Origin of the sequence: Streptomyces sp. NPDC056231, from assembly GCF_048270745.1 — a bacterium.
Taxonomy (GTDB): Bacteria; Actinomycetota; Actinomycetes; order Streptomycetales; family Streptomycetaceae; genus Streptomyces.
The window spans coordinates 1-11,368 of the sequence record NZ_JBLVKW010000139.1; the positions used below are offsets into that span (position 1 = coordinate 1).

An 11,368-nucleotide genomic window follows, 5' to 3' on the forward strand; every position below is an offset into this window, starting at 1 on the left:
GAGGCGGCCCGCGCCCAGGCCGGCGCGATGCCCGAAGGCGTCAACGTCAACCTGGACCGCGGCTACGACAGCGCCAAGTCCCGTGCCCTGATAGCGGAGTTGGGCTTCACGGCCGAGATCGCCCGCAAGGGAGTCCCGGCACCGATCCAGGCCGGGAAACGCTGGGTGATCGAGCGCACGCACTCCTGGATGAACGACTACGGCAAGCTGCGACGCTGCACGGAGAAACGCGGCGAGGTCGTGGACTTCTACCTCTACCTCGCCGCCGCCCTCGTCACACTCCGCATGCTCATCCGACGCGCGACCAAGCGTTACCGTTGGGACGGACGCCCCACCACCCGACGCCTCAAGTGATCCATTTGCCGGTCGGTCTAAGCCGACAGACTGCGCCGCCGCCGGCCCCGGCCCGGGGACAAATGGCACTGCACTCCGGAGTACTCGGTGTCTCGCCAAGGTTGCGAAGGCGTGACGGGCCAGGCTCCGAGATACCAGTGCAATGCGGCCGGGACGGTGCCTACTACGGCAGCGAACACTAACCCACGCCCCTAGATGATCTATTCCAAGGGGTCAGTGATCGCAGGACGGTTTGTCCGGTCGCGTCATTGTGCCAGATCGCGGCGGTCAGCGCGAGGATGCGTTGCATGACGCGGGCTATGACACCGCCGGGTGTACGCCCTCGGTGCCGTTGGAGGTCAAGCTGTCCCTTGAAGGTCTCGTTGATCGATTCGATGACCTGCCGCAGCGGCTTGAACAGGGCTGCGCCAGGCCGCTCCCGTTCGCCTTTACGGGCAGGCCGCAGCAACTGGACTCCATGCTCGGACAGTTCGCGTTCGAAACCACGGCCGAAGTAGTTCTTGTCGCCGATGAGAGTCTGTCGGGGGCGCTCTCGCAGAAGCGCGCATTCGGCGGCCAGGAGGTCAAGGAGGGTCTCGCGTTCGTCGGCCTTGGACCCGGTCAGGACGAAGGCGATGGGCAGGCCCTGAAGGGTGCACACCAGGTGCAGGCGCAGGCCCCAGAAGAAGCGGCTGTGGCTGGCGCAGTAGCCGTATTCGACCCAACCTGCCAGGTCGGAGCGTTTGACGGTCTCGCGGGAGCGGCCGCATTCCACCGGGGTGGAGTCCACGACCCATACGTCGTCGCTCCACACCGAGGTGGTGGCGGCCAGGATCCGGTTGACGCTTCGCATCAGACCGGCGGCCTTGCGCAGCCGCTTGTTGTAGCCGGGCTGCTGGGGCAGGCAGGGGAAGAGGTGGCGCAGGTGAGCACGGGCATGGCGGAGCCATTTGGCCTCGGAGGTGTAGCCGAGTATGGCCTGCATCGTGGCGAGGGTGACCAGTTCGGCATCGCTCAGGCGGGGCGTAATGCCGACCGGCGGGCGCCACGGCGCCAGGTCGGGATGCTCCTTCAGCATGTCGTCGGTCGTCGCATAAAGTGCTGTCGCGAGGGTGTCCACGTCGTTCGTCACAAAACGATCTTGGACACCCTCGTTCTCGTCTCCGCAGGCACCCCTTGGACCACACCACCAGGAGGAACCAGTGTCATACCCGCAACTGCTCACCCCCGAGGAGAAGCTCGCCGACGCGAAGAAGCAGCTGAGCCTCCCGCGTATCGTCGTGATCTGCGGCTCCACCCGCTTCATGACCGAGATGACCGAGGCCGATCTGCGGGAGACCAAAGCCGGAAAGATTGTCGTCAAACCGGGCTGTGACATGAAGTCGCCGCACGAACTTTGGTCCGATCCTGTCGACGCCGAGGCGCTGAAGGTTCGACTCGACGACCTGCACCGGGCGAAGATCCGGCTCGCTGATGAGGTGCTCGTAGTCGGCGACTACATCGGAGACAGCACCCGAGCCGAAATCGCCTACGCCCGGTCGCTGGGCAAGCCCGTGCGGTTCACGCACCCCGAAGTCGATCCTGGCGCCTGACCGCCCGCTGCCACCTCGACAACCAGGGTCGGCAGCCCGCCGCCTGACCGTCTTGCGGTGGCTTCGGCCGCCGCCCACCCCACACCCCCTGCAGGCATCCCTTGGAATTGATCATCTAGCAAGCTGGGCGTGTGCCCGGCAACCGACGTCGCCGGGCACACTCCTCGGTGGTTCAGCGGAATGTGGCTGCTAGCGCACTGAGTGCCTCCGCCAACTTCGTACTCGCCTTCACCTTTCGTGCCGCATTGTCGAGCTGCGAGGCGACCGCACGGTTCGACGCGGGCGATTGGGCAAGGCGCTCTGCCTGCGCGACGTGCTGCCGAACCTGTTCCGCGGCGGCGTTCGCGAGCTCCCCGACGGTCTCGGCGCGATCGACGTGCCAGGAGACGTTGGCGAACCCAACACCTACGGGCTCGAAGGCGATCGTGTAGGTCTGCCCCTTGGTCGTGTCAAACGAGATCTCGTCCGAGCCGTTGGCTTTTATGGCCACGAGGTTGCCGTCCGCGTCCTTTACCGTAGTCTGCACGATGCCCAGGTAGTCACCGACGAACGTGCCGCCGTTGCGAGCCGTCACCCGGAACTCCGTGGCGGCGCCATTTGCCCACTTCATGTCCAAGACGAAGTTTCCGCGCGCGACGAGACCGTGGACGCTCCCTTCCTTCCACGCACTGGGGAGTGCTGGGAGGAACTCGATGTAGCCGAGCTGGCTTTGCACGAGCATCTCGGTCATGCCTGCGGTCAGCCCGAAGTTGCCATCGATCTGGAACGGCGGGTGGGAGTCCAGAAGATTGTCCATCAGGCCGTTCCGGTTCCCGGCGAGCATCGCGCGCACCATGGAGTAGGTGTCCTCGGCAAGGCCGGTCCTGGCGTACATGTTGATCTTCATAGCCTTGGACCAACCCGTGCCGTTGAGGCTGCGCTGCTCGAGCGACTTGATGGCAGCATCCATCCACTCGGGCGTGTCCTTGCTGATCAGCGTGCCGGGGAAGAGCCCGACGAGCTGCGATGTGTGGCGGTGCACAGAGCCTTGGTTGGCGCTGCCGCCGGCACCGAAGTTCCAGATGCCCACCTCGGGGAGATCGCCGGCCTGGGCCTTGCCGAGGGTGGTCTCCTCGAACCACTCCTTCACCTGACCCTGCTGCCCGATCAGGATCGGGTTGAGCTGCGACTGCTTGTCCTGCCACACCGCGCGCAGGTCCGCGTCGACCCCGAGTTTCTCGGAGGCCTCGATCGCCATGCGGTAGAGCTCCCACACCAGGGACTGGTCGTATGCGGTTCCGACGGCTGTCGGGCCCTGCTCGGCTGAGACGCTCGGCGCCACGGTAAGTCGCTTCTGGTACGGGCTGTACCAGAGGTACTCGTTCCAGAACGCGGCCATCTCCTTGAGCATGGGGTACGCGGTGTCGCGCAGGAACGTCTCGTCGCCGGTGAAGAGGTAGTAGTCGTAGAGGTTCTGCATCACCCACGAGGATCCGCCGATGTTCCAGCCGTACTCCTGCGAACCAATCGGCGCGGTGTGCCCGAACGGGTTCACCTGGGTGTTGATGAGAAATCCCTTGCCGGTCCCGAGCGGCGCGTGTGCGAAGTCCTCGGTCTCCACCGCTGCGGACCGCTCAGCCGTCAGTCGACCCGGAACCACGAGCGACTCGACGAACTCATTGAACGGCACCTGGGTCTCGGCAAGGTTGGTGATCATCGTCGGCCAGTAGTTCATCTGGACGTTGACGTTGAAGTGGTAGTCCGCTCCCCAGAAGGCGCTCGCGCTGCCGATCATCCACAGACCGCAGAGGTTTGTGGGAAGGTCGCCGATCCGCGAGCCGGCGATGCTGAGGTAGCGACCGAACTGATACGCCATCTGGTCGACTGCGAGATCGTAGGATCCTGCGCGGTAGTTCCTCATGAGCTGATCGGTGGGGATGTCGGGTGTGGTTGCGCCTACGTCGAATTGCACGCGCGAGAAGAGCTCCTGGTAGTCGGCCAGGTGCCTATCGAGCAGGGCGCCGTATCCGCTGGCGATGGCGGAGTCCACACGTTGCGTGAGTTTGCCGTGCGGGTCCTCGCCTCGGTACGTCGGGTAATCGTTCTTGTAGTTCGTGCCCGTCGAGTAGACGAGCGTGACGGTGTCGGCGGCGGTGACGGTCAGCGTGCGGCCATCGCCGCTCGAGACAACTCCGCCCTCGTTCTGCAGCTTGAGCTGCATCTCGGCCCGCATCTGGTTGTCGCTCACCTGGCCGGCGAGGGTGATCCGCTTCTCGTTCGGATCCGCGGTGGCAGTGGTGGTCAGTCCGCTCGCCGCCGTCGTCGACATCGTGAAAGTGAGCTTGCCCGGCTCGGAGGCACTTAGGCGCACCACGGCGACCTGGTCTGGATGGCTCACGAAGTACTCACGCTGGTAGTGCACGCCGCCGTGGTCGAAGTTCACAGTCGAGACGGCGGTGCTCATGTCCAGGTCGCGAACGTAGTTCGATGCCGATGCGTCGGTGATGCCAGTGGCGCTGAAGTCCAGGTAGAGGTCACCGAAGTCCTGGTACATGCCCATTCCACCCGTGTCGCCGAACATCAGGCTGGTGAGTTGCGGGTTGGCGCCGCCGGCGCCGGTGGGCGGGAGGCCGAAAACGTTGGTGGCCTTGTTGTCGAGAGCGAGGCGGTAGTTGTTCAGTTGCTGAGGCGTGATCGCTGTCGCCTTGTTGCCACCGAGGTAGGTGCGCCCATTAGCAGGCCCACCTCTCCACAGGGTCTTCTCATTGAAGTGGAGGCGGTCTCGCCCGGGGTTGCCGAATGCCATTAGGCCAGTCGTGCCGTTGCCCTGCACCAGCGCCTGGTTCTCCCAGTCAGACACCGGGGTGGTGTACCACATACGCAGGGGCTTGCCCTTGGAGTCTGCAAGTTGCGCGGTGGCCGCCGTCTGGTAAAGGGGCGCCCCAAGAGCGCCGGGTGCCGTGATGGCGGAGGCCTGGCCCGCAGGGATGCCGCCAGTCAGCTGAGTGATCACAGGTGCAAGGGCGAGGGCACTGCCGAGCTTGAGGATCCTTCGTCGCTGCGGTTGGAATTCATTCATCACGGTGAGATCTCCCGACTCATTCATCGGCTCTTTCACAGAGGGAGGGATAGCCGCGTCGCCGTGTATCGAGGGCGCGATCATCTTGACCGAAGGATAGATCGGATGTCTAGGGGTGTGCGTGGTGTTGTCACCTTGTCAGGTTGGGGCGCGCAGAGAATCAGAGCGTGGTGGTGAACCGGACCGTGTTCGGTGGGTGGGGCAGGCGGGGGACACCTCGAACGATCTTGCTGGCCGGTTGGTGTGCATGGAAGAACGGGCCTCTCGGCAGAGACGAGGTTGTCGACCGACTCTGCATGAAGGCCCGTTGACGCTGTCATGCCTGTAAGAGTGGGCCCGGTCAACCTCGGCGGTGCCGTGGAGCTTGGCCAGCGCGATGGCCTCGGCCATCTTCGGCTGCATCCGCCTGGCCCCGGCGGCAGCGGTCTCGACGAGCCAGGAGGCCGACCTGGTGCCCACAGATGCGAACCTGCTGGCCGCCTACGACGCCTTCGCCGAGCTCGCCGATGCCTGCCTGACCTGGTTCGATGCGGTGAACTCGCGCCGTCCCCGGGCGACCGGGCAGATACCCGCGAGCCGTCTCGACATCGAACGCACCACGCTGCATGTCCTGCCCATCGAGCCGCTCGCGCTCGCGCTGGGCGAGGAGAGACTGGTCGGCTCGGACCGCACCATCAGCTTCAGCTCGGTGCGCTACTCGACCCCGCCGGGCTATACCGGTGCCAAGGTGTGGTGCCGGTGATCGGCACGGAACTGTCCATCACCGCCCGCACCAACTCCGGTGATCTCTCAGAGATTTAGCGCCACCAGCCTTCCACCCCGGGTGTTCCGCAGATCATCGACGAGCACTACCCCGACCATCCCGACAGCCGCAGCATCCACCAGCCGAGGCTGCAGCCCCGCTCGGAAGCCGAGATCGCGTTCGTCGGCATCGGCCCCGGAGCCGGGCGCTGGCTCAAGGAAGCCGCACCCGTCGGCGCCACCCGCATCCGCGCCAAGATGGCCCGCGCGGTCGAGCTGGCCACCGTCCTGGGCAACGACAAAGTCGACCAGGCCCTCGGACTTGCGGCCACGGCCGGGCGCTTCGCCGACGGCGACCTGCTTTCGATCCTGGGACACATCGCCGACAGCAAACCCGCCGGCGAGGTCGTCCGCGCGGTTGAAGCCCACTCCGTCCAGAACGGAACCATCGGCTGGCAGGCCCTGGGCCAGTAGGCAACAACTTCAAGAACGTCGACGCAGGACGCTGCGGACAGTCGCCGACAAACCAGAGATACCGATGTGACCGCTGCTCGACGACCTGGCACAACTCGCGGGCCTGCCCGACCCAGTCACCGCCGCAAGCGGCCGGAAGCCGGTCAAGTTCCGCCAGCAGCAGCGACACCTGCCGATGGTTGAAGACCGCATCCCCCTACGGAATCAGGCCCCAGAGCATCGGGAACCGCACCGGATCCAGATCACCGAAAGCGGAAGTCCCCTGCACCCCGCCCGCGGCCCGGGCTACGACGTCACCGCTGTCTCCACGCACCTGCATATCGATCACCCGTCGAGCTTATCGACGCTGCCCCAGACCGACGAAGGGATTTCCAACCATGACGTTTCCCCAGGCCCCGGCACTGCCCAAGGAGCTCGACAAGCTCATGCGTCGCATGCGCCCGCCCTATATGCGCAAAGCCGCCCCCGACGTGCTGGCCCCTCTTGTCAGTCCTGCACGTTGGCCCCCTTGACCGTGGCGCTCGCACGGGCCACACTCCCACCAATTGGTCTAGACCGGTCTAGACCAATTAATGGAGGCATCATGTCAAAATCTGGTCGCCGTGCCGTCCCCCGTCACCAGGGGTCGGCGAAGCTGCGAGTATCGCGACTCGCTGGCTGCCTCGCAGCCCTGACGGCATGCTCGGTGCTGGTGTCACCCGCAATGGCGAGTGAGGCGGGCGCGAAACTTACTGTTCGGACGACGCCTGGGGCGGCCCAAAGCGACGTCGCCGACCCACGCACGACCCTGCTGCCGGTTCCGCAGAACTGGGAGCCCGCAGGGGGGAAGCTCACGCTGGCGAACACGACCAGGGTCGTGATAGATCCGGCCACTGCTGGCCGCTGGACCGTCGTCTCGGGCATGACGACAGAATCCGACCCCATTGTGTCGACCCGGCCGCTGCGCGAGGTCGCACGGTATGCCGCTCGAGACATCGAAGCCCGCACGGGTGTCCGCCTACCCCTCACCCAAGCGAACAGTGCGAACGACAACGGCATCCAGGTGGCCCTCGATGCGGCTCTCGCACCCGAGGTCGGCCCCGAGGGGTACCGGCTGGAGATCGGTCGGACGGTGCGGCTGACCGCGCCCACGGCCAGCGGCATCTACTACGGGTCGCGCAGCCTGATCCAGTTGCTGGTCGGGAGCGCCGACCAACGCACCCTGCCCACCGGTGTCCTCACTGACCGCGCCAACACCACCGTGCGTATGAACACAATCGACGTGTCCCGCGAGTACTGGGAGCCACGCGCCGTGGCCGACGTCATCCGACAGATGGGGTACCTCAAGCAGAACTATCTGGTGCTTCACGTCGATGACGCCGAGGGTTTCCGACTCAACAGCCCCCAGTACCCCGGGCTGGCCGAGCCAGGCTTCAGCTACGACCGGGCTGACATCGAGAGTCTCGACCGGATCGCCCGGGAGAACAACGTGACCCTCGTTCCAGGTTTCGAGCTGCCAGCCCACGTCTCACCCAAGTCGGCCTACTTCCACGTCGGCATGGCAGACGGGCCGCGTGAGGTCGAACCGGGGTTCGGTGAGCGCGACACGGGCGCGACTCCGCAGAACACCTGCCAGGGCTACAGCTACAGCCACCTGACCGACGACTTCACGTTCAACCTCATGAACCCGAAGGCCCTCAAGGTCTCCCAGGAGATGCTCGACGAGTTCCTCCCCTGGTTCTCATCGCCATGGGTCCACCTCGGTGGTGACGAGATGCCCCCGAACATGAACCGTTGCCCCGCTCTGGGGGACTATGTGGCCAACTCGAACGGCAAGTACGCCACGACGGCCGATGTCGAGATGGAGTTCATCAATGAGGTGAATGACCACGTTCGAGCCAAGGGCCGCACCTCGGTGGTCTACAACGGCTCCGAGGCGTCGGCGCGCAACATCCCGCTCGACACCAACATCACCGTCATGGACTGGACCGGCAGTGGAACCGCCGCCCACCTGAAGCCCTACGACAAGATCGTCGCTGACGGCAACTTCCTCTACCTGGTTCCGGCCCGTTCAGGCCGCCCCAACCAGCAGCGCATCGCCCAGACGTGGACCGCACCCACCGACCCGAAGATCCTCGGGTGGGGCATGCACGTCTGGGGTGACGACTTGGGCTGGGCCGAAGGCCAGTGGCTCGAGTCGCTGTCGATCATGCCGAGAGGTCGGGTCGCAGACCGGCAGTGGAACACCCGCCCGCGCACCCAGACGGAGTACGCGGCATACGACGCCACCATGCAGACCATCGGCACCGCACCGGGATACACGGGCATCCAGCAGCCCAACACCACCACGAACGCCCGACCGATCCACCAATACGTCATGGATCCGGAGTTCCCCCGTGGCACCTATGACGCGCACACGTCGAACAACCGACGCGGAATCATCGACCGATGCGACCTCAGCGGGATGACCCCGCTGTTCGTCTCGACGCGCTCAGCCACCGACCCGAACAAGGGCCAGGTGAAGGTCATCGACTCCGGCGGCTACTGGCTCGGGGCCTCCAACCTGACCGGACCCTGGTCGGTCACCGGCACCGCCAAGGTGAGCGGAACGGTGACTCTGCTCGGCCAGGTCGACTCCACGAACCGGGTTACCCTGAGCCCGACCGACGTCACCGTGCGCTGGAACGGTGTGACCCAGAGCTTTGGTCGTGGCCTCGGGTCAGGGCAATGGGCCGACTTTGCTCTCACCAGCGACGGTTCGACCGTCACGCTGTATCTCGACGGTGAGCGTGTCGGCACCGTCACCAGTGAGCTGACGCTGCCCCGCTCGCGGATGCTCTACGGCGCATCCGGCACGACTCTCGCCGCCCTGGACATCTACGCACAGCGCCTCACTGCCGACCAGGTGTCCTCCGTGCGGATGCAGCGTCCCGAGGCTGCTTGCGCGACCTACCCCGCGGCGCCGACACTGCCCGCGCCTCGGCCTGCCGGACCACCGACGCGTAGCTGAGGAGGGGCCCTACTGCTCATCGCTCAGGATCTCGCCCGCCCTCGACAGTCCCGCAACGAAGATCGCGACGACGAGCCGCAAGCGTAAACATCTCCTGAGTCCGCATCGGTGTGCCGAAATCGAAACAGGGCGGCTAGGCAGTTTCGTTTGGATCAGTCGGTCGTTGGTCCAGGTGTGCCGTTGAGTGATGCGCAGTGGGCGCGGATCGAGCCGTTACTCCCGGACCGCACGCCGAAGCGAGGCGGCCGGTGGCGTGATCACCGCGAGGTGATCGATGCGATTGCCTTCAAGTTCCAGACCGGAACGCAGTGGGTCCATCCGAGGCATACAAGCAGCGCAATACCGTCGACCGATGCATCAACCGCCTCAAGCAGTGGCGCGGCCTGGCCATGCGAACGGACAAGCTTGCCATCGCTTATCAGGCCGCGCTCCACCTCGCCGCCATCCTCATCTGGACGCGACGCTGACCTAGGGGAGACGAATATCAATCGTAGAAGAACAGCTCAAGATCCTCGATGGACCCTGGCCCGGTCAGGAAGCCCTCGGCCTGGGCAATCTCATCTTCCGGTGGCAGCTCTCCCCCTCGGAGCTGCTTCATCCAAATCTCGCCCTGCTCGCCGATCGCATAAATTCCGGACAGCAACTCGGCCATGCCCGCAGGTTGCGTTGGGCTGTGCCCGAGGATGGGTCGGAGTTCCCACCCTCCTGCCCTGGCAGCCAGTCGGAGCACCCCGGCCCAGTTGCCGATCCGCCCGATACGCACATGCCACGAGTCATCAGTGAACGGCGCAAGCCGGCCATCATGCAGGGCGTTGGTGGCTGTCCTTATGTCCGCCATCACCTGCCGTTCCACTGCATCACGGACCCAGTACCCCTCCTGCGCTTCCTCAATGGCGGCGTACCACCACTCCCATGCGCCCTCCAGCCGGGCCGTGAACGTATCCATGCCAACAGGCTTTCATGCGCGACGCAGTCAACCTTCAGAGGGAAGCTGATCACCTGACAGGACCTAGTCGTACCCGGCGTTGGTACTGTCGGCGAGGATGTAGAGCAGGCGCAGGGTGCGCAGGCAGTTGCTGGTGTGGGCGGGCACCGGGGTGCTGATCGGTCGGCTCCGAAGCGGTCGGCGATCGGTTCCAGCCAGCCGACGGCGTCGTGTTCGCTCAGGTCGGTGCGCGTGAGGACCCGGGCGATCGCCCAGGCCAGACGGTCGTCCTCCATCTGGTCGTAGACGTGGTCGGTGGGCGCTGTCAGCCTCGCGGCGGCGAGGCTCAGCATCCGCACCGGCGCCACCTCGGGGCGGCGGCCGAAGCCGGCCGGCAGGTCAGCGCCGTGCGCCACCGCGTGGAGCCGGGCGAGCGTCTCGTCGTGGCGGCGCAGATCCTGCTCCGCCGTGTACCACCGCTCGAACGCGTCCACCCAGCCGGCCTTGAAGTCCCCCGCGGCCACCAGCATGGCGATCACGAGGGCGCGAAGGTGCGGGCCTCGATCCGCGGGTCGGTGAACCGGGCGGCCATCTCGTCCCCCAGCTCCAGCCGCCGGGACGCCCCGATCGTCCCGCGGGCTATCCAGGTCGCGAGGACGGCGTAGGGCGCGCTGTCCCGGACGAGACTGGGCGATGGCCCAGGACGGTGACGGGGCCCGGAGGGATCTGGACCGCCGGGACTCTGGCCGATGAGAGCCCTATCGGACGGTAGGAACGTCGGCGATGCGATAGCCCACCCCGGACGTCGTCGTGATGACCGATGGGCTGCCCAGCTTGCGGCGCAACCGGCTGATCGTGACCGTCACCGTGCTGGTGAAGGGGTCGGCGTTCTCGTCCCACACTTGTTCCAGGAGGTCCTCGGCGCTCAGGAAGCCTGGACTGGCGCGCAGCAGCGCCTCCAGTACGGCGAACTCCTTGACGGACAGCTCCAGCGGATGGCCGTCACGGAGGGCGGTCCGGTGTACCGGGTCGAGTTCGAGGCCGGCGGCACGCAGCGTGCGGGCCCGGGCGGCGGGCCTGCGGCGGGCCAGGGACCGAATGCGCAGGATCAGCTCCGGGAAGTGGAAGGGCTTGGCGAGGTAGTCGTCGGCGCCGAGGGTGTGTCAATCCCCTGGAAACGTAGAGGCCTTCCTTACGCGGCTTGGTCCTGCTGATGGTGCTCGGCGCGTGCTTCGCTGATGGTGCGTTCGAACTCG

9 protein-coding genes and 3 pseudogenes are annotated in these 11,368 nt (G+C 65.8%); 7 read left to right on the forward strand and 5 right to left on the reverse strand.

What is annotated here, in order from left to right:
* On the forward strand, window positions 1–354 hold a 354-nt coding region (locus tag ACNPQM_RS42365), incomplete at its 5' end, for a transposase (protein WP_418088180.1).
* 178 nt (window positions 355–532) lie between these two features.
* On the opposite strand, the gene ACNPQM_RS42370 is transcribed toward ACNPQM_RS42365, so the two are convergent.
* A complete protein-coding gene (locus tag ACNPQM_RS42370) occupies window positions 533–1,465 on the reverse strand; it encodes an IS982 family transposase (RefSeq protein WP_418088181.1) in 933 nt (310 codons plus the stop codon).
* Between the two features lie 70 nt (window positions 1,466–1,535).
* On the opposite strand from ACNPQM_RS42370, the gene ACNPQM_RS42375 reads away from it, so the two are divergent.
* Complete coding sequence (locus ACNPQM_RS42375; RefSeq protein ID WP_418088182.1) at window positions 1,536–1,925, forward strand: hypothetical protein; 390 nt, start codon at window positions 1,536–1,538, stop codon at window positions 1,923–1,925.
* Between the two features lie 172 nt (window positions 1,926–2,097).
* On the opposite strand, the gene ACNPQM_RS42380 is transcribed toward ACNPQM_RS42375, so the two are convergent.
* Window positions 2,098–5,067, reverse strand: coding sequence for a glycosyl hydrolase family 95 catalytic domain-containing protein (locus ACNPQM_RS42380; RefSeq protein ID WP_418088183.1), 2,970 nt, complete (start codon window positions 5,065–5,067; stop codon window positions 2,098–2,100).
* Window positions 5,068–5,359: 292 nt separating this feature from the next.
* On the opposite strand from ACNPQM_RS42380, the gene ACNPQM_RS42385 reads away from it, so the two are divergent.
* The 5 genes and pseudogenes from ACNPQM_RS42385 to ACNPQM_RS42405 all read left to right on the forward strand — a co-directional run.
* Complete coding sequence (locus ACNPQM_RS42385; RefSeq protein ID WP_418088188.1) at window positions 5,360–5,725, forward strand: hypothetical protein; 366 nt, start codon at window positions 5,360–5,362, stop codon at window positions 5,723–5,725.
* A 257-nt stretch (window positions 5,726–5,982) separates the two neighbouring features.
* Window positions 5,983–6,198, forward strand: coding sequence for a hypothetical protein (locus ACNPQM_RS42390; protein ID WP_418088184.1), 216 nt, complete (start codon window positions 5,983–5,985; stop codon window positions 6,196–6,198).
* Between the two features lie 703 nt (window positions 6,199–6,901).
* The gene (locus ACNPQM_RS42395; protein WP_418088185.1) at window positions 6,902–9,187 is read left to right on the forward strand and encodes a family 20 glycosylhydrolase; all 2,286 of its coding nucleotides are present in this window, start codon (window positions 6,902–6,904) and stop codon (window positions 9,185–9,187) included.
* Between the two features lie 174 nt (window positions 9,188–9,361).
* Window positions 9,362–9,442, forward strand: a pseudogene (locus tag ACNPQM_RS42400) (hypothetical protein); the annotation flags it as partial.
* Between the two features lie 62 nt (window positions 9,443–9,504).
* A pseudogene (locus ACNPQM_RS42405) lies at window positions 9,505–9,654 on the forward strand (IS5/IS1182 family transposase); the annotation flags it as partial.
* A 17-nt stretch (window positions 9,655–9,671) separates the two neighbouring features.
* Here ACNPQM_RS42405 and ACNPQM_RS42410 read toward each other — a convergent pair.
* The 3 genes and pseudogenes from ACNPQM_RS42410 to ACNPQM_RS42420 form a co-directional block, all read right to left on the reverse strand.
* Entirely contained in the window at window positions 9,672–10,133 is a 462-nt protein-coding gene (locus tag ACNPQM_RS42410; RefSeq protein WP_418088186.1) for a hypothetical protein, read from the reverse strand.
* The gene (locus ACNPQM_RS42415; RefSeq protein WP_418088187.1) at window positions 10,025–10,642 is read right to left on the reverse strand and encodes a DUF2785 domain-containing protein; all 618 of its coding nucleotides are present in this window, start codon (window positions 10,640–10,642) and stop codon (window positions 10,025–10,027) included. Before ACNPQM_RS42415 ends, ACNPQM_RS42410 begins: the two co-directional genes overlap by 109 nt.
* 228 nt (window positions 10,643–10,870) lie before the next feature.
* Window positions 10,871–11,272 (reverse strand): annotated as a pseudogene (locus ACNPQM_RS42420) (response regulator transcription factor); the annotation flags it as partial.
* Between the last annotated feature and the right edge of the window lie 96 nt (window positions 11,273–11,368).